The 25,641-nt window shown below is 58.3% G+C and carries 24 protein-coding genes and 1 pseudogene (1 of these 25 running past the window's edge); 12 read left to right on the top strand and 13 right to left on the bottom strand.

From position 1 onward, the window contains the following. The first annotated feature begins 2 nt into the window (after positions 1–2). A complete protein-coding gene (locus ALO64_RS22020; protein WP_044343613.1) occupies positions 3–671 on the top strand; it encodes a GNAT family N-acetyltransferase in 669 nt (222 codons plus the stop codon). A 152-nt stretch (positions 672–823) separates the two neighbouring features. Here ALO64_RS22020 and oadA read toward each other — a convergent pair whose 3' ends face one another. Both oadA and ALO64_RS22010 read right to left on the bottom strand, forming a co-directional pair. Then, a complete protein-coding gene (gene oadA, locus ALO64_RS22015; RefSeq protein WP_044343612.1) occupies positions 824–2,632 on the bottom strand; it encodes a sodium-extruding oxaloacetate decarboxylase subunit alpha in 1,809 nt (602 codons plus the stop codon). Between the two features lie 11 nt (positions 2,633–2,643). Beyond that, complete coding sequence (locus ALO64_RS22010) at positions 2,644–4,059, bottom strand: acetyl-CoA carboxylase biotin carboxylase subunit (RefSeq protein WP_044343611.1); 1,416 nt, start codon at positions 4,057–4,059, stop codon at positions 2,644–2,646. Between the two features lie 161 nt (positions 4,060–4,220). Here ALO64_RS22010 and ALO64_RS22005 point away from each other — a divergent pair, with 161 nt between their 5' ends. Beyond that, a complete protein-coding gene (locus tag ALO64_RS22005; protein WP_044343610.1) occupies positions 4,221–5,171 on the top strand; it encodes a LysR family transcriptional regulator in 951 nt (316 codons plus the stop codon). Here ALO64_RS22005 and ALO64_RS24830 read toward each other — a convergent pair. Both ALO64_RS24830 and hexR read right to left on the bottom strand, forming a co-directional pair. Then, entirely contained in the window at positions 5,125–5,310 is a 186-nt protein-coding gene (locus ALO64_RS24830) for a PA3496 family putative envelope integrity protein (RefSeq protein WP_004659112.1), read from the bottom strand. The genes ALO64_RS22005 and ALO64_RS24830 overlap by 47 nt on opposite strands. A 141-nt stretch (positions 5,311–5,451) precedes the next feature. Beyond that, complete coding sequence (hexR, locus tag ALO64_RS22000; RefSeq protein ID WP_044343609.1) at positions 5,452–6,327, bottom strand: transcriptional regulator HexR; 876 nt, start codon at positions 6,325–6,327, stop codon at positions 5,452–5,454. A 317-nt stretch (positions 6,328–6,644) separates the two neighbouring features. Between hexR and uvrD the strand changes: the two genes are divergently transcribed. From uvrD to ALO64_RS21985, 3 genes are all read left to right on the top strand, one after another. Next, entirely contained in the window at positions 6,645–8,828 is a 2,184-nt protein-coding gene (gene uvrD / locus ALO64_RS21995; protein ID WP_044343608.1) for a DNA helicase II, read from the top strand. A 383-nt stretch (positions 8,829–9,211) separates the two neighbouring features. Continuing rightward, the gene (locus ALO64_RS21990) at positions 9,212–10,054 is read left to right on the top strand and encodes a Tim44 domain-containing protein (protein ID WP_002555918.1); all 843 of its coding nucleotides are present in this window, start codon (positions 9,212–9,214) and stop codon (positions 10,052–10,054) included. Between the two features lie 130 nt (positions 10,055–10,184). Next, the gene (locus tag ALO64_RS21985; RefSeq protein ID WP_004659120.1) at positions 10,185–10,592 is read left to right on the top strand and encodes an SMI1/KNR4 family protein; all 408 of its coding nucleotides are present in this window, start codon (positions 10,185–10,187) and stop codon (positions 10,590–10,592) included. Positions 10,593–10,633: 41 nt separating this feature from the next. Here the strand turns inward: ALO64_RS21985 and ALO64_RS21980 are convergent, their stop codons facing one another. Next, positions 10,634–12,397 carry a cation:proton antiporter gene (locus tag ALO64_RS21980; RefSeq protein WP_044343607.1) on the bottom strand — a complete coding sequence of 588 codons (1,764 nt, stop codon included), beginning with the start codon at positions 12,395–12,397 and terminating at the stop codon, positions 10,634–10,636. Positions 12,398–12,690: 293 nt separating this feature from the next. Between ALO64_RS21980 and ALO64_RS21975 the strand changes: the two genes are divergently transcribed. Further along, a complete protein-coding gene (locus tag ALO64_RS21975; RefSeq protein WP_002555921.1) occupies positions 12,691–13,176 on the top strand; it encodes an acyl-CoA thioesterase in 486 nt (161 codons plus the stop codon). A gap of 47 nt (positions 13,177–13,223) precedes the next feature. Here the strand turns inward: ALO64_RS21975 and pdxY are convergent, their stop codons facing one another. Further along, entirely contained in the window at positions 13,224–14,090 is an 867-nt protein-coding gene (pdxY, locus tag ALO64_RS21970; RefSeq protein WP_044343606.1) for a pyridoxal kinase PdxY, read from the bottom strand. A gap of 118 nt (positions 14,091–14,208) precedes the next feature. On the opposite strand from pdxY, the gene ALO64_RS21965 reads away from it, so the two are divergent. Continuing rightward, positions 14,209–14,601, top strand: a complete 393-nt coding sequence (locus ALO64_RS21965) for a DUF3301 domain-containing protein (RefSeq protein ID WP_002555923.1) — start codon at positions 14,209–14,211, stop codon at positions 14,599–14,601. Positions 14,602–14,710: 109 nt separating this feature from the next. Here the strand turns inward: ALO64_RS21965 and ALO64_RS21960 are convergent, their stop codons facing one another. Continuing rightward, positions 14,711–15,682: a CobW family GTP-binding protein gene (locus tag ALO64_RS21960; RefSeq protein ID WP_002555924.1), complete on the bottom strand. Its 972-nt coding sequence runs from the start codon at positions 15,680–15,682 to the stop codon at positions 14,711–14,713. Positions 15,683–15,734: 52 nt separating this feature from the next. On the opposite strand from ALO64_RS21960, the gene ALO64_RS21955 reads away from it, so the two are divergent. Next, the gene (locus ALO64_RS21955) at positions 15,735–16,109 is read left to right on the top strand and encodes a hypothetical protein (RefSeq protein ID WP_002555925.1); all 375 of its coding nucleotides are present in this window, start codon (positions 15,735–15,737) and stop codon (positions 16,107–16,109) included. A 4-nt stretch (positions 16,110–16,113) separates the two neighbouring features. Here ALO64_RS21955 and ALO64_RS21950 read toward each other — a convergent pair whose 3' ends face one another. Together ALO64_RS21950 and zigA are read right to left on the bottom strand one after the other, a co-directional pair. Further along, complete coding sequence (locus ALO64_RS21950) at positions 16,114–16,764, bottom strand: DUF1826 domain-containing protein (protein WP_002555926.1); 651 nt, start codon at positions 16,762–16,764, stop codon at positions 16,114–16,116. Further along, a pseudogene (zigA, locus tag ALO64_RS21945) lies at positions 16,764–17,976 on the bottom strand (zinc metallochaperone GTPase ZigA). Before zigA ends, ALO64_RS21950 begins: the two are co-directional and overlap by 1 nt. 140 nt (positions 17,977–18,116) lie before the next feature. Between zigA and ALO64_RS21940 the strand changes: the two are divergent. Continuing rightward, positions 18,117–18,500, top strand: a complete 384-nt coding sequence (locus ALO64_RS21940) for a hypothetical protein (RefSeq protein WP_016982157.1) — start codon at positions 18,117–18,119, stop codon at positions 18,498–18,500. A gap of 5 nt (positions 18,501–18,505) precedes the next feature. Here ALO64_RS21940 and ALO64_RS21935 read toward each other — a convergent pair whose 3' ends face one another. Continuing rightward, entirely contained in the window at positions 18,506–19,732 is a 1,227-nt protein-coding gene (locus tag ALO64_RS21935; protein WP_044343605.1) for an N-acetylmuramoyl-L-alanine amidase, read from the bottom strand. 199 nt (positions 19,733–19,931) lie between these two features. Further along, positions 19,932–20,453, bottom strand: coding sequence for a DUF3617 domain-containing protein (locus ALO64_RS21930; protein ID WP_002555930.1), 522 nt, complete (start codon positions 20,451–20,453; stop codon positions 19,932–19,934). 169 nt (positions 20,454–20,622) lie between these two features. Between ALO64_RS21930 and cls the strand changes: the two genes are divergently transcribed. The 3 genes from cls (at position 20,623) to ALO64_RS21915 (ending at position 23,225) form a co-directional block, all read left to right on the top strand. Beyond that, a complete protein-coding gene (cls, locus tag ALO64_RS21925) occupies positions 20,623–22,062 on the top strand; it encodes a cardiolipin synthase (protein ID WP_005744900.1) in 1,440 nt (479 codons plus the stop codon). Between the two features lie 104 nt (positions 22,063–22,166). Further along, on the top strand, positions 22,167–22,634 hold the full coding sequence (locus ALO64_RS21920; RefSeq protein WP_235378673.1) for a hypothetical protein: 468 nt from the start codon (positions 22,167–22,169) through the stop codon (positions 22,632–22,634). Between the two features lie 3 nt (positions 22,635–22,637). Further along, on the top strand, positions 22,638–23,225 hold the full coding sequence (locus tag ALO64_RS21915) for a putative adenosine monophosphate-protein transferase Fic (protein WP_044343603.1): 588 nt from the start codon (positions 22,638–22,640) through the stop codon (positions 23,223–23,225). 88 nt (positions 23,226–23,313) lie between these two features. Here ALO64_RS21915 and cfaB read toward each other — a convergent pair whose 3' ends face one another. Further along, a complete protein-coding gene (cfaB, locus tag ALO64_RS21910; RefSeq protein ID WP_044343602.1) occupies positions 23,314–24,501 on the bottom strand; it encodes a C17 cyclopropane fatty acid synthase CfaB in 1,188 nt (395 codons plus the stop codon). 271 nt (positions 24,502–24,772) lie between these two features. Next, positions 24,773–25,641: the end of a heavy metal translocating P-type ATPase gene (locus ALO64_RS21905; protein ID WP_054991802.1), read on the bottom strand. The gene runs 1,051 nt beyond the window's last position; only the last 869 of its 1,920 coding nucleotides appear in the window; the start codon falls outside the window, past its right edge; it ends in the stop codon at positions 24,773–24,775.

Below are 25,641 nucleotides of genomic sequence, written 5' to 3'. Positions count from 1 at the left end.
TGATGTCCGACACTCTGCTGGACTGGCAAGCCGCTGCATTGCCCACCACCAACACACTGACAGGCCGTTTCATTCGCCTGGAAAAACTCGATGCCACACGTTACGCCGATGACTTGTGGGCTGCGCTTCAGGGCCCGAATGCCGACCCGAAACTGTGGGATTACCTGCCTTACGGGCCTTTTATCGAGCGCAGTGCCTTTGATGCATGGCTGTCCGGGCATCAGGCAGCGTCCGACCCATGGTTTTATACGGTCGTCGATCAGCAGACCGGTAAAGCCGAAGGTGTCATCAGCCTGATGTCGATCGTCGCCGCCCATGGGCGTATCGAAATAGGTCATGTCACTTTCAGCGCGGCCATGCAACGAACCCCCAAAGGCACCGAAGCCATTTACCTGCTGGCCAGGGAAGCATTCACGCTGGGCTATCGCCGCCTGGAATGGAAGTGCAACGCCAACAACGCCCGCTCCAAACGCGCAGCCCAACGTTTCGGCTTCAGCTACGAAGGCGCCTTCCGCCAGCACATGGTAGTCAAGGGCCAGAGCAGGGACACAGCGTGGTACTCGATACTCGACAGCGAATGGCCTGAATTGCAGAAGGCCTTTGAATGCTGGCTGGCTGTGGATAACTTCGCGGACGGGCAGCAGATCAAAGGGCTTGAGGCGTTTCGCTGATCCTGAGGACGCAGAGCGTCGAGAACGGCATTCCCACGCTGGAGCGTGCGCAACGATAGCGGTGACAACCGGGCCCGCCTGCACAGAATAAAAAAAGGGAAGCCACGAGTGCTTCCCTGAGGTAAATCGTTGAATTATCTGTATGTGCCCGGTCAGCCTTCGATCTCGACCAGAACCTCACCCGGATTGACGCGGTCGCCCTTGGCAACGTGAATCGCCACAACCTTGCCCGCGACCGACGCCTGAACCTCGGTTTCCATCTTCATGGCTTCGGTGATCAATACCACCTGCCCTGCTTTGACCATATCGCCTTCCTTGACCAGCACATCGACGATATTGCCCGGCATGGTGGTGCTGACGTGGCCCGGTGCATGAGCCTGCTTGCGTTTGCTGGCACCGCCGCCGACAAATTCGTTGAGCGGTTCGAACACCACCTCTTCCGGCATGCCATCGATGGACAGGTAGAAGTGGCGCTTGCCCTCGGCCTTGACGCCCACGCCGGTGATGTCGACCCGATAGGTTTCGCCGTGCACATCAATCACGAACTCGGTCGGCACGCCCTCGCCGCCCGCTCTGGCCACGCTTCCGGCTTCGGGAATCGGCAGCAGCGCTTCCGGCGTCAGCGTTCCAGCTGCACGCTCTTCAAGAAACTTGCGGCCGATGTCCGGGAACATGGCAAACGTCAGCACGTCCTCTTCGGATTTGGCCAGTGCGCCGATATCGGCACGCAACTTGGTCATCTCCGGCCTGAGCAGATCGGCCGGGCGAACATCGATCAGTTCTTCATTGCCAATGGCCTGACGACGCAGCTTTTCATCCACCGGCCCCGGCGCCTTGCCATAACCGCCCTGTAGATAAAGCTTCACTTCATTGGTGATGGTCTTGTAGCGCTCGCCAGCCAGCACGTTGAAGAACGCCTGAGTACCGACGATCTGTGAGGTCGGCGTTACCAGCGGTGGATAACCGAGGTCTTTGCGCACGCGCGGAATTTCAGCCAGCACTTCGCCCATGCGATTGAGCGCGCCCTGCTCCTTGAGCTGATTGGCCAGGTTGGAAATCATCCCGCCAGGCACCTGATTGACCTGCACACGGGTATCGACCGCCGTGAATTCGCTTTCGAACTGGTGATACTTCTTACGCACCGCGTAGAAATACAGACCAATTTCCTGCAACAGCTCCAGGTCCAGCCCGGTGTCGAACTCGCTGCCCTTGAGCGCCGCAACCATCGACTCTGTGCCCGGATGACTGGTGCCCCAGGCAAAGCTGGAGATCGCCGTATCAATATGGTCCGCGCCGCTTTCAATGGCCTTGAGCTGGCACATGGCAGCCAGGCCTGCGGTGTCGTGGGAGTGAATGAACACCGGCAGCGACTGTTCGGCTTTCAGCGCCTTGACCAGTTCACCCGTGGCATAGGGAGTCAGCAGACCGGCCATGTCCTTGATCGCCACCGAATCGCAGCCCATCGCTTCCATCTGCCGGGCCTGTGCGACGAACGCTTCGATGGTGTGCACCGGGCTGGTGGTGTAAGCGATGGTGCCTTGCGCATGCTTGCCCGCAGCTTTTACCGCTTCGATGGCAACGCGCAGGTTACGCACATCGTTCATGGCATCGAAAATACGGAACACATCGATACCATTCACCGCCGCCTTGGCGACGAACGCCTTGACCACGTCATCGCTGTAATGCCGATAGCCCAGCAGGTTCTGGCCGCGCAGGAGCATTTGCAACCGGGTATTGGGCAAGGCCGCGCGCAGTTGACGCAGGCGCTCCCATGGATCTTCCTTGAGAAAACGCACGCAGGCATCGAAGGTCGCGCCGCCCCAGACTTCCAGCGACCAGTAACCGACCTTGTCGAGCTTGTCGCAGATCGGCAGCATGTCCTCGGTACGCATGCGGGTCGCCAGCAATGATTGGTGAGCGTCACGCAGGATGGTGTCGGTTACGAAAATCTTCTTGGACATTTCACTATTCCTTACAGACCGGCGTGTGCGGCAATGGCGGCGGCGATGGCCAGAGCCAGCTCTTCGGGTTTGCGCTTGATCGAATAATTGGTCAGCTCGGGGTGGCTCTCGACAAAGCTGGTGTTGAATTCACCGCTGCGAAATTCCGGGCTACGCAGAATTTCCTGGTAATAGGCAGCCGTGGTCTTCACTCCTTGCAGGCGCATGTCATCCAGCGCACGCAGGCCACGGTCCATCGCCTCCTCCCAGGTCAGCGCCCAGACGATCAGCTTCAGGCACATCGAGTCGTAAAACGGCGGAATGGCGTAGCCGGTGTAAATCGCCGTATCGGTGCGCACGCCTGGTCCTCCGGGCGCGTAATAGCGGGTGATCTTGCCGAAACTGGGCAGGAAGTTGTTCTTCGGGTCTTCGGCATTGATCCGGAATTGCAGGGCAAAACCGCGGTGAATGATGTCTTCCTGCTTGATCGACAGCGGCAGGCCGGACGCAATACGGATCTGCTCGCGAACAATATCGATGCCGGTGATTTCTTCGGTGATGGTGTGCTCGACCTGAACCCGGGTATTCATTTCCATGAAGTACACCTCGCCCTCGGCGAGCAAAAACTCCACGGTCCCTGCGTTCTCGTAACCGACAGCCTTGGCCGCACGCACCGACAGATCACCGATATAAGCACGCTGCTCGGGAGTCAGTTGCGGGCTGGGGGCGATTTCGATGAGCTTCTGGTTACGGCGCTGAATCGAGCAGTCGCGCTCGAACAGGTGCACCACATTGCCGAAGCTGTCACCCAGAATCTGCGCTTCGATGTGCTTGGGATTGACGATGCACTTCTCGAGAAACACTTCCGCCGAGCCAAAGGCCTTGGTTGCTTCGGAAATCACCCGGGGGAAGGCCTGCTCGAGTTCTTCGCGACTGTTGCAACGGCGTATGCCGCGCCCGCCGCCGCCGGAGGTGGCCTTGAGCATTACCGGGTAACCAATACGCTCGCCTTCGACCAGCGCCTCGTCGATGTCCGCGACGTTGCCTTCGGTGCCGGGCGTAACCGGCACACCGGCCTTGATCATGCTGCGCCGCGCTTCGGTCTTGTCACCCATGCGACGAATCACTTCTGCGGACGGACCGATAAACTTAATGCCACGTTCAGCACAGATGTCGGCCAGCTCGGCGTTCTCCGACAGAAAGCCATAACCGGGATGCAGCGCATCGCAGCCAGTCTCTACCGCCAGATTCACCAGCTTGCGCGGGTTCAGGTAACCGGCCAACGGTTCGGCACCAATGCTATAGGCTTCGTCAGCACGCTTGACATGCAGGGCATGCCGGTCGGCATCGGAAAAGATCGCGACCGAGCGAATACCCATCTCGGCGCAGGCACGCACGATCCGGACGGCAATCTCCCCGCGGTTGGCGATCAGAATTTTTGTTATCACTGGCGTTTTCCTCGACCCGTTTTTGTAACAGGGCATGTGACTGAATGCCGCAGGGACACCCTATGCCGAATCAAGGATTAACAAAAATGAGTAAAAGTTGGGACATGAATAAGTAAAAGCTTATAGTTGACGCTTCTTGTCGTCTCAGGAAGCTTGTATAAATGCGTAAGTCATTGATGCGTATGACATTGCGTCAGCTGCGTATTTTCAATGAAGTATGTGATCTGCGCTCATACAGCCGTGCAGCCGAAGAGATGTCTCTGACGCAGCCTGCCGTCAGCCTGCAGATTCGCCAGCTTGAAGAGCTGATCGGCCAGCCGCTGTTCGAATACGTCAGCAAAAAGCTCTACCTGACTGAGGCGGCGCAGGCACTGCAACTGGCCAGCCGGGATATTTTCGGACGCCTGGAAAGTCTCGACATGCAGCTTTCGGACATGGAGGGCTCGCTGCAAGGCCAGTTGAAGCTGGCGATTGAATCCAGCTGCAAGTATTTCATCCCTCACCTTTTCGCTGCATTCAAACGCCAGCACCCGGAAGTCAGCCTGAGCCTGATGGTTGTCAATCGTGCGCAGATAATCAGGCGATTATCGGACAACCGCGATGATCTTGTAGTGATGTCAGCGGTTCCGCTGGATATGGGTCTGGAGTTTCTACCCTTTCTCAACAACCCGATTGTCGCCGTAGCACCACCCGACCACCCGCTGAGCAGCCATGCGACGCTGAATTTGAAAGACCTGGAGCCCTGGCCGTTGCTGACCCGGGAAACGGGGTCAGGTACACGCCGGGCCTGCGAGGAGTACTTCAAAGAGAAACGCGTGCATTTCACGCAGACGCTGGAGGTGTCTTCCAGCGAGGCGCAACGTGAATGCGTGGTCGCCGGACTGGGCCTGGCGATGCTGACACGGCATGCGGTCTGCCAGGAACTCGCCACCGGTGCTCTCGTGGAGCTACCCGTGGCGGAGCTGCCGCTGTATCGAAGCTGGTGCGTAGCTCAGGCCCGAGACAAACGCCTTTCACCCGTGGCACATGCCTTTCTTGCGTTCATCCGCACCGAACGTGCGCAGATCAACCAGCTTGTCGAGCGTTTCGACGGTCGACCGCGGGCAACTTGATAGTCTGCCATACAGCGTTGTCGATACCATCCATGTAGTCACACAGCTCCTGATTAAGCTGACGCGCTTCACTGTAGCTCTCAATAGCCCGACGAAACTCCATGCGGCGCTGGTCTTCCTGCTGGCGGCGGGTTTTCACGGTGCTGGTAGGTAAATCATCGTAATGCCGAGCCATATCCTGTCTCCCAATACGTTTTGTGGGAGCACCAGAATGGAGCGCGACAGTGACAATCAGGCGGCATGCAGATGACAGATCGATGAATTACGCTCGGTTGAGCGATCAGTCTTCGTGAGTCTTTATCGACTTCGGCGACAGACGCAAGCCGCGCAGGCCGCGCAGGCTGCGCTTGACGCTCTTGAGGTGATTGACCAGGCTCGGGCCGCGGGCCATTGCCACGCCCATCGCCAGCACATCGATCACCACCAGGTGCGCGATACGGGACGTCAGCGGCGTGTAGATTTCGGTGTCTTCATGTACATCGATGGCCAGATTGACCGATGACAGCTCGGCCAGCGGCGTCTGGCTTGGGCACAAGGTAATCAGCGTCGCGCCGCTCTCGCGGACCAGATTGGCGGTGATCAGCAAGTCCTTGGAGCGCCCCGACTGGGAAATGCATACCGCGACGTCTGTCGGCTTGAGCGTGACCGCCGACATCGCCTGCATGTGCGGGTCGGAATACGCTGCCGCGGTCAGCAGCAAACGAAAGAACTTGTGCTGCGCATCGGCAGCCACTGCACCGGAAGCGCCAAACCCATAAAATTCGACCCGATTGGCCCCGGCCATGGCCGTGACTGCCATCTGTAAAGCATGGGGGTCGAGGTTTTCGCGCACTTCCATGAGCGTGTGCAGGGTAGTGTCGAAAATCTTCAGGCTGTAGTCGGCGACCGAATCGTCTTCGTGAATCGCGAACTGGCCGAAACTCGCACCCGCTGCCAGACTCTGCGCCAGCTTGAGCTTGAGGTCCTGAAACCCGGTGCACCCAATGGCGCGGCAGAAGCGCACGATGGTTGGCTCGCTGATGCCGACGCTGTGCGCCAGATCCGCCATGGAACTGTGCATCACAGCCGCAGGGTCAAGCAGCACATGATCGGCAACCTTGAGCTCCGATTTGCGCAGCAAATTACGTGACTGGGCGATGTGTTGCAGCAGATTCAAGGGGCAGACTCGGCAAAAGGAAGATGGGCTGGGTTGTAGCTTTCTTGTAGTTATACTACATGACCTGCAAACCGCCCAGTTAAACGACGCTGAAACCTTTTACACGGGCCCTGAATGGGTGAATCGAAAAAAATTGTGGGAATAATCCTACATTAAGCGGAATCCTGCGCCTGGCCTGCGAATGGCCAATCTTCAAGGTCGACTGACCGCGCTCGACCCTGCAACGCTCGACGACCGGTCGTCAGCACCCGGTCATTTTTATTGCCTGACGCAAAGCATGGTTTGCCCGGCATGACGCAGCACCCTAGAATGCGCGGATGCGCGATGATCTCTCTCTTCTTCTGAATTCCCTCAACGATTCCCAACGTCAGGCCGTAGCCGCCTCATTGGGTCGTCAGTTGGTCCTGGCTGGTGCTGGCTCCGGCAAAACCCGTGTGCTGGTGCATCGCATCGCATGGCTGATGCAGGTCGAGCAAGCCTCCCCGCATTCGGTTCTGTCGGTGACGTTCACCAACAAGGCTGCCGCCGAAATGCGCCACCGCATCGAGCAGCTGATGGGCATCAGCCCTGCTGGCATGTGGGTGGGCACCTTCCACGGTCTGGCCCACCGCCTGCTGCGAGCGCACTGGCAGGAAGCCGGGCTGGTGCAAACCTTCCAGATTCTCGACAGCGATGACCAGCAGCGCTTGGTAAAACGCGTGATGCGCGAGCTGGGCCTGGATGAGCAACGCTGGCCTGCACGTCAGGCACAGTGGTTCATCAACGGCCAGAAAGATGAGGGCCTGCGCCCGAAACATATTCAGGCCAGCGGCGATCTGTTCCTGACCACCATGAAAAGCGTCTACGAAGCCTACGAGGTCGCCTGTCAGCGGGCTGGCGTCATCGACTTCTCCGAACTGCTGCTGCGCGCACTCGACCTGTGGCGCGATAATCCGGGTTTGCTCGCGCATTATCAGCGTCGTTTCCGCCATGTATTGGTGGATGAATTCCAGGACACCAACGCCGTGCAATACGCGTGGCTGCGTCTGCTCGCTCAGGGTGGCGACAGCCTGATGGTGGTCGGCGACGACGATCAGTCCATTTACGGCTGGCGTGGCGCGAAGATCGAGAACATTCACCAGTATTCCTCTGACTTCCCGGACACCGAAGTCATCCGTCTGGAGCAGAATTACCGCTCCACAGCGAGCATCCTCAAGGCCGCCAACGGCTTGATCGTCAATAACAGCGGCCGCCTGGGCAAGGAGTTGTGGACTGACGTCGGCGATGGCGAGCTGATCAACCTGTATGCCGCCTTCAACGAACACGATGAGGCGCGCTATGTGGTCGAGACCATCGAAAGCGCGCTGAAAACCGGCATCTCGCGCAACGACATCGCCATTCTGTACCGTTCCAACGCCCAGTCGCGGGTGCTGGAAGAAGCCCTGCTGCGCGAACGTATTCCATATCGCATTTACGGCGGGCAGCGCTTCTTCGAACGCGCCGAAATCAAGAACGCGATGGCGTATATGCGCTTGCTGGAAGGTCGTGGCAACGATGCAGCACTCGAGCGGGTGATCAACGTTCCGGCTCGCGGCATCGGCGAAAAGACCGTCGAAGCGATTCGCGAACATGCGCGTCATGCCGACGTCTCCATGTGGGAAGCCATGCGCCTGCTGGTCGCCAACAAGGGCCTGACCGGCCGCGCCGCCATGGCCCTGGGCGGGTTCATCGAGCTGATCGAGAACCTGTCGGCGAAGGTCATGGAGATGCCGCTGCACCTGATGACCCAGACGGTTATCGAGCAGTCCGGGCTGATCACCTATCACGAGCAGGAAAAAGGCGAGAAAGGCCAGGCGCGGGTAGAAAACCTTGAGGAACTGGTCAGCGCGGCCCGTGCTTTCGAGAATCACGAAAGCGAAGAAGACCTGACGCCACTTGCAGCGTTTTTGGGGCATGCCTCACTGGAAGCCGGCGACACCCAGGCGCAGGAGCATGAAGACAGCATTCAGCTGATGACCCTGCATAGCGCCAAGGGCCTGGAGTTTCCGCATGTGTTCCTGGTGGGCATGGAGGAAGGGCTGTTCCCGCACAAGATGAGTCTGGAAGAGCCGGGGCGCCTGGAAGAAGAGCGACGTCTGGCTTATGTCGGCATCACCCGCGCCATGAAACAGCTGGTGATGACCTACGCCGAAACGCGTCGTCTGTATGGCAGCGAAACCTACAACAAGGTCTCGCGTTTCGTACGCGAGATCCCGCCGGCGCTGATCCAGGAAGTACGCCTGTCCAACAGCGTGAGTCGCCCGTTCGGTGGCACTCCGAAGTTCAACAGCAGCAGCCTGTTCAACGGCACCGGCATTCCGGAAACCGAGTTCACCATGGGCCAGCGCGTACAGCATGCGGTGTTCGGCGAAGGCGTGATCCTCAACTTCGAGGGCGCTGGCGCTCAGGCACGGGTGCAAGTCAACTTCGCCGAAGGCAGCAAGTGGCTGATGATGGGCTATGCGAAGCTGGTGCCGTTGTAGCGTTCAGGGGTTGGGCGCGGTGCCAGTTCTTGTTCCCGCGCTCGGCGTCATACATTAGTCCGCTTTTGATTCTGGCCGCAGACCGTGGGAGCAAGGTTGCTCGCGAAGGCGCTGTTTCAGTCGATGCATTTTTGGCGATTATAAAGACCTTTTCGCGAACAAGTTCGCTCNACGCCCTTCGGGCAGAAGCACAGAGGCCATTTATTCCGGGCGTTCCAAGACCTGTGTATAACCTCGGTGCGTGGGGCTAATCACAAGTCTTACCAAGCGCGCTGAAAAGTCCTACGCTATTTATGTAAAAGTCCGAAACACTAACGCGCTGGTCATGTAGTCATCTGCTGTGCAACATGGCGCGCGTGCAATCACAAAACGGGAATACCCTTATGCAACGTTTTCTTAGCATCGCGATGGCGCTATGCATCGGGCTCACCATGAGCCTGGATGTGAACGCCGCGCGTTTCGGTGGCGGCAAGAGCATGGGCTCGGCGCCCACGCATCAGACACGTCAGGCCGCACCCTCCACGCCTGCGGCAGCGCCTAACGCTGCGGGCCGTCCTGCGCCTGCGGCAAGCGGTGCGTCTCGCTGGCTGGGCCCATTGGCCGGTATCGCTGCCGGTGGCCTGCTCGCGTCGATGTTCATGGGTGACGGCTTCAACGGCCTGCAACTGTTCGACATCCTGATCATGGGTCTCATCGCCTTCCTGATCTTCCGCTTCATTGCGCGTCGTCGTCAGCAGCAACAGCCGAAAATGGCCGCTGCCGGTGCACCGTACCAGCGTGAAAGCAGCCAGCCTGCGCAGAACCCGATCTTCGGCAGTTCCTCACCGGCCTCCGCTGCGCCAGTGATCAACGCCCCGGCCTGGTTCAACGAAGAGCGCTTTCTGGAAGCCGCTCGTGGCCACTTCCAGTCGCTGCAGCAGCACTGGGACGCCAACGAAATGGACAAGATCGCCGAGTTCGTTACCCCGCAAATGCTGCAGTTCCTGAAAAAGGAACGTGCGGACCTGGGCGATGGCTTTCAGTCGACCTACATCGACAACCTCCAGGTTCAACTGGACGGTGTGGATGATCGCGCCGACAAGACCATCGCTACCCTGACCTTCTCGGGCGTGTCCAAGTCGTCGCGCTTCGACCAGGGCGAAGTGTTCAGCGAAAGCTGGAATATGGAGCGCCCACAGGGTGATAACCAGCCGTGGCTGGTAGCAGGAATTCGCCAGAACGGTTGAACCAGATTCCTTTCTCGCGTTCAGAACCCCGGACATGTCCGGGGTTTTTGCTTATCCGTTCGGATAGTTATTTTGAGAAAGGCTTTACGCTACTGTATAACCCGCGCCATCAAGTGAGAGGATCTGTGTCGTGGAAGAAGTCATCGAACAACTGCGTGAAGCAAACGAACCGGTCCCGGTTCCGCTTGAGCTGCCAGACGAAGACCAGCTGGTCGAAATTGAAGAACAACTGTTCATCAATATTCCGTTCGTCTTCAAAGAGTTTCTCCTGACGGTCAGCGATGTGGTGTACGGCAGCCTTGAGCCCGTCACCGTGACCGATCCGCAGTCGCACACCTATTTGCCGGACGTGGCCGCCACGGCCTGGGATCTGGGCGTGCCGCGCGAGCTGATTCCGATCTGCCAGGACGGCGACGACTACTACTGCGTCGAAGAAGACGGCACGGTAGTGCTGTGGTCTGCCGAAGAGGAACTGGTCACCGAGGAAAGCTGGGAGTCGGTCTGGCACTGGGCTCGGGATGTCTGGCTGGAAAGCTGAGACCCCCCTGCGCGGCGAAGACTGTAAGGTAATCTCCGGGCTCAATGCCCGGATGATTCCTGATTATTGCCCAGGGTCTCCAGCAGCGCGATCTGCATCCGCGTATGCACGCGGATCAGCCAGCGCCAGAGCAGTGCCGCGACCAGAGCGGCAATCAGGGCGATGACCAGCAGCAATTCGTTGGCAGGCAGAATACTTGCCGACAATGCTGCAAGCATCACGAAAATCACCACCAGCGACAACAGCGGAATCACTTCCGCCACGACCTTGCGCACCCGCACGGTATGTCGGCCCGCCATCTCGGGTTTGACGCCCATCTCCGCCAGCAGCATCGACAGCGCCTTGAGCTTGCGATACGCGGCAATCAGAAACGGCAGCGACAGCAGCAACGCCGCGCCGCAGATCCAGGCTTTCTGGTGACTGACATCCGCCACCCATTCGTCCATGTACCCGCCAAGATGCTCGGCAAAGTAACCACCGCTGAAGAAAATCGCCATTACCAGCGCCAGATTGACCCCGACCTGTAGCAGAATCCTCCGGATCATTCCGGCAAGCACTGCACTTTGCCCTTGTGGCTGAATGCTGCGCAGCCATTCACCGTACATGCCGAACACCCGCGCAACCCGCCGGGGCATGATCGACGCCAGCTTGAGTGACAGCGGATCAGCACCGCGAATCAGGTAGGGCGTCAGCAAAGTAGTAATCGCTGATACCGCCACTGCCACCGGGTAGAGAAAATCGCTGGTGACCTGCAGGGTCATGCCCAGCGCCGCGATGATGAAGGAAAACTCGCCAATCTGTGACAGCCCCATCCCCACGCGCAATGAGGTGCGACCGTCATTGCCGGCGATAAACGCCCCAAGGCCGCAAGACAGCATCTTGCCCAGCACCACGGCGACGGTGATGACTGCAATCGGCCAGGCATATTCCAGCAGGATTTTCGGATCGATCATCAAACCGATAGCGACAAAAAAGATTGCGCTGAACATGTCGCGAACCGGTTCTATCAATCGCTCGATTTTCAGCAGCTCACGCGACTCGGCCATGATCGCGCCGATCAGGAACGCGCCCAGCACCATGCTGTATTCCAGCTTGACCACCAGCAGGCAGAAGCCGAAACACAGGCCCAGCACGGTAATCAACAGCATTTCATTGCTTTCGAACCTGGCGACATAGGCCAGCAAACGGGGCACCAGCAGAATCCCGATCACCAGCGCTACGATCATGAACAGCGACAGTTTGCCGACCGTGGAAAACACTTCCCCCGAACTGACGGAGCCGCTGACTGCGATGCCGGACAACAGCGCAATAATGCCGATGCCGAGGATGTCTTCGACGATCAGCACACCGAAGATCAGCTGGGCAAAATGCTGGTTCTTCATCTTCAGGTCGTTGAGCGCCTTGACGATGATGGTGGTGGAAGAGATCGCCAGAATCGCGCCGAGAAACAGCGAGTCCATGGTTTTCCAGCCAAAGAACTGCCCGATCTCGTAACCGATCCAGATCATCAGGGCAATTTCCAGAAAGGCCGCGATGAACGCCGTAGCGCCGACCTTGAACAGTTTGCGCAGGCTGAATTCCAGCCCCAGGCAGAACATCAGGAAGATCACCCCCAGTTCGGCCAGAATTTTGATGGTTTCTTCGTCATGGATCAGACTGAACGGCGGAGTGTGCGGACCGATGATGAACCCGGCAACGATATAGCCCAATACCACCGGCTGCCTGAGGCGATGGAACAGAATGGTTACCACGCCGGCCACCAGCATGATCACTGCCAGATCCTGAATGAAATTGATGGCATGCATGGGGGTACGGCTCCTTGTGGGTGATGACTCCCAAAACCGCTGGCGCTGTTCTTGCAACGGCGTCGGCGGGTAATTGCGCCATCAAAATCGGATGAAAGCGTAGGAAAATTCCCGATCCACGGGTTTTTGCAGGTTAACACCGCCCCCTTCGACATAAAGCCGGTGCAATATATGGAAACAGATAGTTATGACGCGTGACGGCCGCCTGCTGGCCAGCGTCCCGATAACTGTCGCAAGCCCCATTGAGCGCCAGCATAGGCGCCCCTTGAACACCTTGACCGTGTGAGTACGCTATGGAACCCGGAAACGCCCAGCTGTCGATGACTGTATTGATGACCCCGGACATGGCCAACTTCTCTGGCAATGTACACGGCGGTACGTTGCTCAAGTACCTGGACGAAGTGGCCTACGCGTGTGCCAGCCGCTACGCCGGACGCTATGTGGTAACGCTGTCGGTGGACCAGGTGATTTTTCGCGAGCCGGTGCATGTCGGCGAACTGGTGACCTTTCTCGCCTCGGTCAATTACACCGGCAACACGTCCATGGAGGTGGGCATCAAGGTGGTCACCGAAAACATCCGCGAGCGCTCGGTACGCCATTCCAACAGTTGCTTCTTCACCATGGTTGCCGTGGACGACAATCGCAAACCCGCCAGCGTACCGCCTTTGGAACCGGAAACCCCGGAAGGCAAGCGTCGTTTCATTCAGGCGCAACAACGCCGCCAGATTCGTCAGGAACTGGAAAAGCGTTACCAGGACATCAAGGAAGAAGCCTTGTAAGAGACAGGCTCAGACATGGATGCTGAGCCCTCGGTTACATCTGAAGGTTACAGACGCACAGCGTCGAACTTCACCCGTGGGTGCGCGATGCGATCCTGGGCGCGCACCAGTTCCAGCTCGTAACTGCCGCAAGCCTGCGTTTCCAGCAGCACTTCGTGGACTGCCGCTGCGGTGAATTCGAACGCTGCGACCAGATCGTCGCCCAATAAAATGCGTGACAGAAACAACCCGGACGTCAGATCCCCCACACCGACCGGCTGGCGTGGAAATGCCAATAGCGGGCGGCGCAGGTGCCAGCTTGCCTCGGCAGTCACCAACAGCATTTCAAAGCCGTCGGCAGCCTTGCCGGGGTAATCAAGGTGTTTGACGACAACCGCTTTGGGGCCACGCGCCAACAAAGCCCGCGCCATCGCCAGGCAGTCGTGCAGTGATTCGGGCTTGCGGCCAGAGAAGCTGTCCAGCTCCAGTTGATTGGGGCACATGAAATCAGCCATGGCCGCAGCCTCTTCCAGCAGGAAGTCGCTGACTTCAGGCGCAACGATGCAGCCTTTTTCAGGATGGCCCATCACCGGGTCGCACAGGTACAGCGCCTTCGGATTGGCAGCCTTGATGCGCGCCACGCCGGTCAGAATCGCCCTGCCCTGCGCCGCACTGCCCAGATACCCGGACAGCACGGCATCACAGTTGCCCAGTTCGCCGATGGCGGCTATCCCCTCGATCAGCGCGGGAATCTGCTGCGGGGCCAGCACTTCGCCTGTCCACTGCTTGTATTGCGTGTGGTTGGAAAACTGAACCGTATTGAGCGGCCAGACATTGACCCCGATACGCTGCATCGGGAACACCGCTGCGCTGTTGCCGGCGTGGCCGAATACCACATGGGACTGGATAGCGAGCAAGTGAGGCGTACGTTTCATTGGGGGCGGAATCCTGAACACGATGCAAATGCAATAATGAGAAATATAAGTTGCGCAGTATGGCTGTAAATCACTCAGGGCAGTTAAGCTGGTAACTCCTACGCTGGAGCACTCCGTCATGCTGACCCTGGGAAACATCTTCGTGCTGATGCTGTTCGCAAGTGCTGCGGCCTGGTGGTGGCACGCCCATGGTCTGCGAGAGAAAGCGCTGGCGCGCGTCAAGCAGCATTGCGCACGCCTTGAGCTGCAACTGCTGGACGACGCCGTTGCCCTGCGCCGCCTGACCTTCGCCCGCGACGCTCAAGGCCGCAAGCGCCTGGCCCGCGTGTATGGCTTCGAGTTCACCGTGACCGGCGAGCAGCGTCACCCTGGCACGATCACCATGTTCGGCGCGCACACTGCGCAAATCGAACTGGCACCCTACCCGTTTGAAATCAAGACGCCACCACCCAGCGCTGAAATTATTCAAATGAGCGAGTGGCGTCAATCGCATCAGAAATGGAAGCAGTAGCGGCTGGTTAAATGCAAATCGTTGTGGGAGCGAGCTTGCTCGCGAAGAGGGCGTCAAAGCCCCCGAAAAGAGGGCGTTTGAAGGGTCGCCTTCGCGAGCAAGCGGCGCATCACGCCAGACACTCCACCATCTGCGCCTGCAACTTATCCACATCCTGCGGTGTAGAGAAGATCAATTCCAGGCGTGAATCCTGACGCCATTCGCTGATTTGCCAGGCCAGCGGAGCACCGTCGACCACATTCCCGGAATACCAGCCGCCTTCGCTGTGGATAACCATCTTTGCCCGCCGCCACTCAATGCTTTCCAGCCAGTACAGAATGCGCTGCAGGTCGAAGCGCTGCGAGGGATGCCAGCGCCAGCCGATGCTCCAGCCTTCAGCACTTGCCTGAATCAGGCAGATCGGTACCTTCGGGTCGACCCATAGCGCAGGCAACTGGCCAACGCTGTTGGGCAGCATCAACTTATCCACAGCCTGTTTATCCACAACGGCAGCGGCGTTGAACCCCGGTATTTGGCTCGGGTGCAGCTCCCCGTATCGGGTCCAGATCAAGGCGTGCGGCAGCAACTGTTCGGCCAATGCCAAGCGAGAGACTTCATCCAGCTGCTCGGACTTGTTCATGACCACAAGCCCTGCATCCGCCAGTGCTTCCTGTTGAGTGCTCGGCAACGGTTGTCCGGCGAGCATTGCTTGCGCGTCCAGCACCACCACGCCGGGCTGAACATTCAGGACGCCACGCCAGGGTGCCTCGCGCAATTGCGCCATGAGTTGCGCAGGATGACCCAACCCCGAAGGCTCGATCAGCAGACGATCAGGCCGGGCCTTGCGCAACAACCGCCCCAGACCGATCTGGAACGGCACGCCATTGACGCAACACAGGCAGCCGCCAGCCACTTCGCCAAGTGCGATACCATCGGCATCCGTGGTCAGCAGGGCGGCATCCAGACCGATCTGTCCGAACTCATTGATTAACACGGCCCAGCGTTCATGGGCGGGTTTCTGCGCCAGCAGGCGTTTGATCAGGCTGGTCTTGCCGGCGCCCAGCGGGCCACCGATGACATGCGTCGGTATGTTTTGCAGCATGGGATCACTTTTGACGAATGCGTGGGTCATTGAAGAGCAAGGAAGGGTAATGATGCAAGTGATGTGGCTGCCCGCCCGCCTGGCACTGACGCTGCTGGCGGTGAGTTCGGGTACGGCGTGGGCCGAGGCGTGTCTGGTCCACAGCCAGGCCGAAAGGCTGGATGTGAAAGTCTGCCAGGAAAATATCAATATCCCGGCAGACCTGTTCCACGACAGCTTCTGCAAGCCACAACTGGCCGGGCAGAAGACCGAAACGACCTACTCGCAACAGTGCCCGGCAGGTGCCTTCGGTGTCTGTCGCAATGCGCAGGTCGCCAATCTGCCGTATCGCGAGCACATTCACTATTACGGGGTCGCCCGTGACGCGCTGTACCTCAAGCCCTTCTGTGAAGGCCAGAGCAAGGGGCAATGGGTAACGCCTGAATAAAGCTTCAGTCCAGCCAGTCCAGCGTCAGAATCAACCTGCGCTCGTTACGCAGCAGTTGCGGCGAGCGATGGATCAAACCGAAGCCTTCGTTACCGTGCCAGCGTTCACCCTTGAGCAACGCCACTTCCCCGCTGTTGATCTGCTGGATGTCGGCGGCATTGGTGGGCTCGGCATCGAGGCGACCGAGTTGTTTGCGGTCCATGACGTCTTCATGCAGCCACTGGCTGCCCACCCCGCCGTAAGTGGTGATGAGGCGCACCGGCACATGATCGACATGGAAACGCGGGCACATGGCTTTATCGAGCACCCGCAGGCGCAGGCCAACGCACTCGGCACCCAGCAGACAGGCATAAGCGCTGACCAGCCAGGAAACGTCGGCAATGAAACCCTGATACCCCTGCAAATCGGAATATCCCCGAGCCAGCGTGGTCAGGTCAGGCTCGACTTCACCCCCCCTTACTTGCAGGGGCATGGACTCTGCAAGGGGCTCGCCCATCGACAGCAACAAGGCACCGAAATCTTCGATGTGCGCAGGCAGCTGACGCTGCCAGACCGCAAGGTTGACGTCATCCTGGAGGATCTCGCTCAATACCTCAGGCGTGCCGCCGTGTGCCTGACGAACCGCGTTCTTGTCATTCAAACGATAGGCCAGCATCAGGCAGCCACCTCTTCTTCGTACCAGTCGCCAAAAGGATCGGCCAGCGTGCGCCAGCGCTCGACACCCGCCGCCATTTCCGCATCGGTGAGCAGGCAGTTATCCAGCTCGGCTGGTCAGCCGTGCAAAATCGATGTTCTGGCCAATGAACACCAGTTCCTGACGGCAGTCACCGGTTTCAGTCGACCAGTTCTCCAGAATGGATTTGACGCTTTCTCTGTCCTCTGGCCAGCTTTCACGGTTCACGAAGCGCCACCAGCGTCCGGCAAAACCGTGGCGCATCAAGCCGCCCGCCTGCGACCAGCTACCTGCATCCTTGTATTTGCTGGCCAGCCAGAAGAAGCCTTTGGAGCGCAGCAGTTTGCCATTGGTCCACGGGCGATTGATGAAATTGAAAAAACGCTCCGGATGGAACGGGCGCCGGGCACGATAGGCAGTTGATGCTATGCCGTACTCTTCGGTTTCCGGCGTGTGTTCGCCGCGCATTTCCTTGAGCCAGCCCGGTGCCTGAGACGCGCGCTGGAAGTCAAAACGCCCGGTGTTGAGAATCGTCGCCAACGGCACCTGGCCCATCACCATCGGCACAATCTCGGCTTCGGGGTTGAGGCGCTTCAGGATCGCCATCAGCTCTTCACGCTCACTGGAGCTGATCAGGTCGATCTTGCTGAGCAGGATGACGTCGGCAAATTCGATCTGCTCGATCAGCAGGTCGGTAATCGAGCGGTCATCGTCTTCACCCAGGCTTTCACCGCGTGTGGACAAGCCGTCCGCCGCTTCGTAGTCGAGCAGAAAATTCACGCCATCGACGACGGTGACCATGGTGTCCAGACGCGCCAGATCCATCAGGCTTTTGCCAGCTTCGTCACGAAAAGTGAAGGTCTCGGCCACTGGCAGTGGTTCGGAGATTCCAGTGGATTCGATCAATAAATAGTCAAAACGACCGTCCTGAGCAAGACGACTGACCTCTTCGAGCAAGTCCTCGCGCAAGGTGCAGCAGATGCAGCCATTGCTCATCTCGATCAGCTTTTCTTCGGCACGGTTCAGGCTGACATCGCGCTGAACTTCGCTGCCATCGATATTGATCTCACTCATATCGTTGACTATTACGGCAACCCGCAGGTTTTCACGATTGCGCAGCACATAATTGAGTAAAGTGCTTTTACCGGCCCCTAGAAAACCGGACAGAACGGTAACGGGTAGAAGATTTGCCATCAGGATTCTCCAGGCAGCTGCAAGGCTTGAACCTTGTTCATGTCGGCTGCAACGAATCCCTCAGGCAGCCGGCTCTAATCACACTGAGATGTTATGGTATAACAACACATAATAGCTACGGCGTTGGTGAAGGGATCTTCATGAGACGGGTTTCAACAGGTTTGGTGGCGATGTTGATCAGCGCGCACTTGATGGCAGCACCACCCAGGCCTTCTGCCGACCTCGCCACCTGTACGCGTAGCGCGACGGTGCTGGCGTGCAGCGATGCCCAAGGCAATAGCTACAGCGTGACCACCGCCGGATCGACGACCTGGTTGAAGGGTTACGAGGTACTCGATAAGCGCCGCTGGACGCAGACCAACAGTCGCTATGGTCAGCTGACGTTTTTTACCGGGCTGGCTTCCAATGGCGAAGCCTGGGTAGGCACTGTCCAGCGCGTGGGCTGGACAACAATCACGCGGGTGTCCAGCTCAAGCGGTACGCGTAGCAAGATCACCTGCAGCCGGCTGAACGGCTGCCGTTGACCTGCTCAGACCTGCTGTTCCTGCTTCTGCGCTTGCAGCCAGGCCATGTGCGAATCCACTGGCGGGTTGCGCTGGAAATAGCGCTGCAGGCCATCGAACAAGCCGTCTGCAACGGCCTGCTGATGACGCGCTGTGACCAGACGCTGACTGTCTCGACTGTTGGAGATAAACCCGGTTTCGACCAGAATCGACGGTACGTCCGGTGACTTGAGCACGGCGAACCCGGCCTGCTCGACACGCTTCTGATGCAACGTGGTAATGCCTTCCAGACTGCCGAGAACGGTGTGGCCCAGTTGCAGGCTGGCTGCAATCGTAGCGTTCATCGACATGTCGAGAATCACCCCGGCAAGCATCGGGTCCTTGTCCTTGAGGTTGAGCAGCGACGAGGCACCCAACAGGTCGGCACCGTTTTCCCGCTGCGCCATGAAACGCGCCGTTGCCGAGGTTGCACCGCCTTCGGAAAGGGCAAATACCGAAGCACCAGAGGCCGTCAGACGAGGCGCTGCGTCGGCATGTACGGAGATGAACATGTCGGCGTTGGACTTGTGCGCGAACTCGACGCGCTTGCGCAGCGGTACGAAAAAGTCATCGTTGCGCACCAGACGTACGTCGAAGCCTTTCTCGCGCTTCAAACGTCTGGCCAGCAACTGAGCGATGGACAGCACCACATCTTTTTCGCGTTCACCCCGCGAACCGACGGTGCCAGGATCCTTGCCGCCATGACCGGCATCGACCACCACCATGATGTCGCGTCCGGTGTGCGCCTTGTTGGTCTGGATCGGGACGGGCACCGGTGGCGGCAGTTCAGCCATCTGCACGGGCGCATGGGCCGAGGAACTCATGTCCAGCACCAACCGGTGTCCCTGCCCACCTTCCGGGCCGAGCAGAAAACTATTGAGCTGCACTGGCGCGGTCAGGTCCAGCACGATGCGCGTGTCGTCACCCTGGCCGTAGTGCCCGGAGCGAATGGATTTGATAACGGTACGGTCCAGCGCCAGCTGGCTGAAGTCGCCGGTCAGCCGCGAACCGCTGACATCGATGATCAGGCGGTCGGGGGCGGTAAGCGTGAAAGTTTTGTACTGCACCGGGCCGCTAAGGTCGAGGACCAGGCGCAGCTTGTCGTTGGTACGCCACAGGCGGGCGTTACGAATCTGTGTGGCATAGGCACCCAACGGCAACGTCAGAGCCGCGCTGGCCAGCAGCATGTTGAGCAACACTTGGCGTCGGTGCATGGAACATCTCAAAGAGCAAATTGAGCATCTCGGCTCACGAAGGGTTCATCCACATCATTAGTAACAATATAACATGCAGTTACGGACGAAACATGAAGCCCTTCATGAAGATTCCGTCATCTGGCACCCCGCCAACGTGACAAAAAATCACCGCCTTCAGACAGAGTGTTCCACGTGGAACATAACCCTCTGAATTTGATCAGGTACGCGGGGCGACATTGCCGCACTGTGGTCCCAGCCATACAGCGCGAGTGTCCATGCTGCCATTCTGTTGCTGACCAGTGGCATTGAAAGTACCCACCACGTTTGTGGTGAACTCACGATCACTAAGGAACTGCGCCTGCCCGGTGCCCTGAGCTTTCGGGCAGCTAAACTGAAAATTCCAGGTCTTGCCATTTCGCGCGGTAATTTTTTGCGTGCATCCGGAAGCCGGATCAGTCAGCGGAATGTTGTCAGACTGTACCTGAGCCTGTGTCAGGCAGGCCCTAACGCCCTTGCCGCCGAGCGACACGCCCTGCTTCTTCATCATCTGTTCCATCATGGCGCGCTGCTCAGGCGGCAGGTTCTGCAATTGGCCGAGCATCAATTGCATGTCCGGCAATTGCTGTCCGTCCACCTTCATATTGCTAGAAGTCAGTTCCCACAAGCCGGGTTGCAGCATCTGCGCTTGAGCCAGAGGGGTAGCCAGGCAAAACATCCAGGCCAATATGCGTTTGTTCATTTCAAGATTCCTGATGGACGATTGCAGATGTAAACGGGGCCGGAATCATCCAGCCGGAAGATAGGCCTTAGACGGCACAGACGTCGCCCAGTTGCATGGGGAATAAAATAGCGACATTCCCGTTCAGCTGTGGTCTGTTAGGCAGCAAAGACGAGGAGCATTGTTCCACATGGATTATCACGACCCGTACTTTTTCGGTTATGTCCTCGGCTTCATTCATTTGCTGGGCACAGGCGCCGCCATTCACGCGCTGCTGACGGTGCGTACCTCTCAAGGTGCGATTGCCTGGGCGATGCCGCTGCTGTTCATTCCGTATTTCACCCTGCTGCCTTATCTGGTGTTCGGCAGAAGCTCGTTCGACGCGTACATCAAGGCCCGTCGCCAGGCTAACCAGGAAATGCGCATTGCGATTGGCAGCCTCAACTGGCGGCCGTGGATCGAGGAAGCTGTGGCAGCACGTCGCTCGGATGCCTATGCAGCGTTGCGCGCCATGCCCAAGTTGGGAAACATGCCTGCACTGGCCAACAACAAAGTCAGGTTATTGATTAATGGTGAGGAAACCTTCGGAGCGATCTTCAAAGCCATCCGTGAGGCGAAAAAGACAATCCTGATTCAGTTCTTCATCATTCATGACGACAACCTCGGTCGCCAGCTGCAAACACTGCTGCTGGAAAAAGCCGCCGAGGGCGTAGGCATCTTTGTCCTTTATGACCGGATCGGCAGCCACGCACTGCCGGGGGCCTACATCGACAAATTGCGCGACGGTGGCGTACAGATAAAAGCCTTTGCCACACGTGGCGGCTGGTTGAATCGCTTTCAGATCAACTTCCGCAACCACCGCAAGATCGTCGTCGTCGATGGCCTGAAAGGCTACATGGGCGGGCATAACGTCGGTGATGAATACATGGGGCTGAAGCCGCCGCTGGCACCTTGGCGCGATACCCATGTAGAAGTCATCGGCCCGGTGGTCGCCTGCCTGCAGGAGTCGTTCGCCGAAGACTGGTTCTGGGCCACCCGCGAGCTGCCACCATTGAGCCTGCCTGATGAGTTTCCCGAGGATGGTGTGCTCTGCCAGTTGCTGACCAGTGGCCCGGCCGATGCGCAGGAAACCTGCTCGCTGTTCTTCGTCGAAGCCATCCACGCTGCCGAAGAGCGCGTATGGATCACCAGCCCTTACTTCATACCTGACGAAGCCGTGACCGCTGCGCTGACCCTGGCGGTACTGCGCGGGGTGGATGTGCGCCTGCTGCTGCCCTCACGGCCTGATCATTATGTGGTCTATGCCGCCTCCAGCCTGTACGCCTTCGATGCCGTGCGTGCCGGCGTGCGGGTATTCCGTTACGAACCAGGCTTCCTGCACCAGAAGGTCGTGCTGGTCGACAACGACATCACTGCCATAGGCAGCGCAAACCTCGACAACCGCTCGTTCCGCCTCAACTTCGAACTGATGCTACTGACGGTCGACAGCGACTTCTCCAGCCAGGTGGAATCCATGCTCACTGCCGACTTCAACCTCGCCCGCGAAATATCCGTGCAGGAAAGCCACGAAACGCGGCGCCTGCATCAACTGGGTATGCGCGTGGCGCGGCTGATTTCACCGATTCTTTGAAGATTCAGGTGTACTACTTGTTGCACCTCAAGCATTGGATAACCAATGAATTTTCACTAGAATTTTGATAACCACGCGCATCAATGGATTTTACGAGGCTCAAGATGAAGGCGTCGCTGCAGCAGGTGTTACAGGCTGATCGAATAGACGACCTGCAAAAGCTCGGAACATTTATTGAAGTGAAGAGGTGCATCGAAACTCAGCTGATGTTGAAGCTCGGGGTCAATGGCTGGGTAGCGTTATTCTCGAAACTGAATGTTCTGAAAACCGCGCTCTGGGCGAGTAAGACCTCCGTCCACATGGCCGCCCATGAAAACACCTTCAGAGAAGCCAAACGCAAACTCTCAAAAAGCCTGGGTTTTCAAATAACGGCACACAATCAAGCAGAGCTCGACCGGCTGATACAAACATGCTCACTGTATGTTCTCGGTCGTACGGTCGACCCGCATGAGCGTTTTGAAGAGAACAAACACAGAAATTTCATTAGCAGTTCGAAACTGGAAGGAATCCACATACCCTTCACCGACGAGAAAACGTCTTTGGAGATGATACTGGCCAAGCACAGAAGATGATCAATGGACAGATACGATGCTTCTCATGACCACTATTGCTATCCCGGCTCATCGGTACTGAAAAACAAGCTGAACATTCAAGACATGGATGACCTTGAAGCAGCAGAGCGAGACATCACTGCCATTACCGTTAATCGCGTCCAGTACGTCGCACCTCCTTACAGTCTCGACAATTTAAAACAGCTGCATCACCTACTCTTTTCCGACCTCTATGAGTGGGCCGGAAACATCAGAAGTGTCGATATTTCAAAAGGTGGAACTCGCTTTTGTACCTGCGCACGAATTGAGGTGGAGGCGGCTAAAATTTTTGCCAGTCTTCAGAGGAAAAACTGGCTGGGCGCATTGGACAAAGACGCTTTTTGCGGAGGCTTGGCAGAGTATTACTGTGAACTCAATATGATTCACCCCTTCCGCGAAGGCAACGGCAGGGTTCAGCGCATTCTCTTTGAGCACCTTGCCTTGTCTGCAGGCTATGAGCTCGATTGGGCAACCGTCAGTCAGGAGGAATGGGTAAGGGCCAATATTGATGGCGTCAACGTGAACTATGGCCCCATGAAAGACATATTCGAGCGCATCGTAACCCTCTGCTAATCGGCCTGCCGAGCACGAACGCCGCCTTGCGTGCTCAAGACACTTAAGACTCTCAGAGTATCCCGGCCTCGGTGTTCCTAACTAAAGCTCATCCATAAATATCCTCCCGCGTCAGCGGCAACCCGGTCTTGCCATCGGCAAAGGGCTTCACGGCGAGTATCTGGTGCAGGTTGATCCAGCCCTTGGCGAATCCATAGGCGCAGCCCGCCAGGTACAGACGCCAGATGCGCAGGGTATGTTCGGGCACGATACGGGCGGCTTCGCCGAGCCTTGATTCAAGCCGCGCGCTCCAGTGTTCCAGCGTTCTGGCGTAGTGCGGGCGCAGGCTTTCCACGTCGACTATTTCCAGCCCGGCTTCACTGATATGGGCGCTGATCATGGCCACGTGCGGCAGCTCGCCGTTGGGGAATACATAGCGGTCGATGAACTCCCCGGCACCGCGCCCGACAGGACACCCGTCCGTATGCCGGGCGGTGATCCCGTGATTCATGACCAGGCCGCCCTCCTTCACCGCACCGAACAGGCATTGCGCGTACAACGGCAAATTAGCGTGCCCTACGTGCTCGAACATACCGACGCTGACCACCTTGTCGAAGCGCGCATCCTGCGGCAGGTCGCGGTAGTCGAGCAGTTGCAGGTCGACCTTGTCCTGCAAGCCCTCGGCCTGCACTCGTTGACGGGCCAGCGTCAGTTGTTGCTCGCTGAGCGTGATGCCGAAAACCTTCGCGCCATATTCGCGAGCGGCAAACCGCGCCAGTCCGCCCCAGCCGCACCCCACGTCCAGCAGATACTCACCTGGCTTGAGCCGTAACTTGCGGCACAGATGGTGGAATTTATCCTGCTGCGCCTGCTCGAGCGATTCGTCACCGGTCTTGAAGTACGCGCAGGAGTAGACCATCTCTTTGTCGAGCCAGAGCTGGTAGAAGTCGTTGGATACGTCGTAATGGTAGGCAATCGACGCGGCGTCAGTGTCCTTGTCATGCTGGACGCGGATCGGGTTGTCGGTGCTGTCATCATCATCCACAAGGGCATGAGTCAGTTCATCGCAAACCCGGACAACTTCGCTGATCGAACCTTCCAGCTCCAGCCGCCCCTCTACGAAGGCACTGCCGAGCAAGCCCAGGCTGGGGTGGTTGAAATCGGAGACCAGTTGCGGGTCCTTGACCACTATCGTGACGCTGGGCGCAGGCCCCAGGTCCATCTGATGGCCGTCCCAGAGCTTGAGCCGTAACGGCAGATGAAGGTTCTGCAAGGTCGTTGGAAGTTGTGTAAGCATTCAAAATCACCCCCTTATCCAGAAACTCAAAAAGAGTAATCCAGCAAGGGCCCCGCAAAAGGGCCCGCAAAGGCTATTGGCGACGGCAAAACTGCAATGAATCAACTTCGGGGAACAGCCCTGTGCCCACTGATTCGAGCCGAAAGACAGCCTGAATTTGGATCACGCACTGAAACACAGCGCTTAATTTGTAACAGAATTCGTCAAAGCTCAAGCCGTTTTATAGCGCTGATCAGCGCCGCTAGCCTGAGCCTTGTCGTTCACCAAATGCCTAGAGCTTCAGCAATGGCTCCTGAAAGCGCAGCAGGCGACCGGCATTGCCCAACACTAATAAGGTGCTCAGATTGTGCAGGATAGCCGCGACCATTGCGCCGGCAGCGCCGAGCAGACCAAAGGCGGCCAGCGCAACGATGGCCAGCGTCCAGCCCAGACCGATGATCACGTTGACCTGTAAGGTCTGACGGCACTGACGGCTGAGCCGCACACAGGTGCCCAGGCGACGCAGATCGCTGCCGATCAGCACGATATCGGCGGAAGCCAGGGCAATGTCCGCCCCGCCCGCCCCCATCGCGACGCCGACCACGCCTGCCTTGAGAGCCAGCGAATCGTTGACCCCGTCACCGACCACCATCGGCCGGAAGCCACTGGCGATCTCGCCCATGACACGGTTCAGTTTGTCCTCCGGCAATGCCTGCGCCTGAACGTCTGCTATGCCAATATCGTGTGCCAGGTTGTCGGCCACGCTTTGTCGGTCGCCGGTCAACAGCAACTGCCGTCCCATGCCCAGCTCACGTAATTCAAACAGCGCAGCCTGCGCTTCAGGCTTGACGCTGTCGGCCAGCAGCAGCCAGGCCAGGAAAACGCCATCCAGCGACAACCCGGCCAGCGGACCGTCATGTGCAGGTACGCCGGGGGTGACAATGCCCAACTGCTCGAACAATTCCGGACGACCCAGCGCTGCCTCACCCTGCCCGGTGAACGCCACCACACCCAGTCCCTGCCGCTCACGGGTGTCCAGCAACGGCAGCAGCCGAGTGTTATCCACAAGCCCGGCCAATGCACGGCTGACCGGGTGACTGCTGGCCGACCCCAGGCTGGCCGCCAGTTCGAGCAATTGCGGATGCTGCGGCCCGTCAGCCT

This window comes from Pseudomonas meliae (genome assembly GCF_001400515.1).
GTDB lineage: Bacteria > Pseudomonadota > Gammaproteobacteria > Pseudomonadales > Pseudomonadaceae > Aquipseudomonas > Aquipseudomonas amygdali.
The sequence above is the reverse complement of the archived record's forward strand: the minus strand, read 5'-3'. Positions and strand labels throughout refer to the sequence as shown.

Coding starts and splice junctions, on each gene's coding strand:
- ALO64_RS22020 (WP_044343613.1), top strand. CDS start 3: ATGTCCGACACTCTGCTGGACTGGCAAGCCGCTGCATTGCCCACCACC.
- oadA (WP_044343612.1), bottom strand. CDS start 2,632: ATGTCCAAGAAGATTTTCGTAACCGACACCATCCTGCGTGACGCTCAC.
- ALO64_RS22005 (WP_044343610.1), top strand. CDS start 4,221: ATGCGTAAGTCATTGATGCGTATGACATTGCGTCAGCTGCGTATTTTC.
- uvrD (WP_044343608.1), top strand. CDS start 6,645: ATGCGCGATGATCTCTCTCTTCTTCTGAATTCCCTCAACGATTCCCAA.
- ALO64_RS21990 (WP_002555918.1), top strand. CDS start 9,212: ATGCAACGTTTTCTTAGCATCGCGATGGCGCTATGCATCGGGCTCACC.
- ALO64_RS21980 (WP_044343607.1), bottom strand. CDS start 12,397: ATGCATGCCATCAATTTCATTCAGGATCTGGCAGTGATCATGCTGGTG.
- ALO64_RS21975 (WP_002555921.1), top strand. CDS start 12,691: ATGGAACCCGGAAACGCCCAGCTGTCGATGACTGTATTGATGACCCCG.
- pdxY (WP_044343606.1), bottom strand. CDS start 14,090: ATGAAACGTACGCCTCACTTGCTCGCTATCCAGTCCCATGTGGTATTC.
- ALO64_RS21965 (WP_002555923.1), top strand. CDS start 14,209: ATGCTGACCCTGGGAAACATCTTCGTGCTGATGCTGTTCGCAAGTGCT.
- ALO64_RS21960 (WP_002555924.1), bottom strand. CDS start 15,682: ATGCTGCAAAACATACCGACGCATGTCATCGGTGGCCCGCTGGGCGCC.
- ALO64_RS21955 (WP_002555925.1), top strand. CDS start 15,735: ATGCAAGTGATGTGGCTGCCCGCCCGCCTGGCACTGACGCTGCTGGCG.
- ALO64_RS21950 (WP_002555926.1), bottom strand. CDS start 16,764: ATGCTGGCCTATCGTTTGAATGACAAGAACGCGGTTCGTCAGGCACAC.
- ALO64_RS21940 (WP_016982157.1), top strand. CDS start 18,117: ATGAGACGGGTTTCAACAGGTTTGGTGGCGATGTTGATCAGCGCGCAC.
- ALO64_RS21935 (WP_044343605.1), bottom strand. CDS start 19,732: ATGCACCGACGCCAAGTGTTGCTCAACATGCTGCTGGCCAGCGCGGCT.
- ALO64_RS21930 (WP_002555930.1), bottom strand. CDS start 20,453: ATGAACAAACGCATATTGGCCTGGATGTTTTGCCTGGCTACCCCTCTG.
- cls (WP_005744900.1), top strand. CDS start 20,623: ATGGATTATCACGACCCGTACTTTTTCGGTTATGTCCTCGGCTTCATT.
- ALO64_RS21920 (WP_235378673.1), top strand. CDS start 22,167: ATGAAGGCGTCGCTGCAGCAGGTGTTACAGGCTGATCGAATAGACGAC.
- ALO64_RS21915 (WP_044343603.1), top strand. CDS start 22,638: ATGGACAGATACGATGCTTCTCATGACCACTATTGCTATCCCGGCTCA.
- cfaB (WP_044343602.1), bottom strand. CDS start 24,501: ATGCTTACACAACTTCCAACGACCTTGCAGAACCTTCATCTGCCGTTA.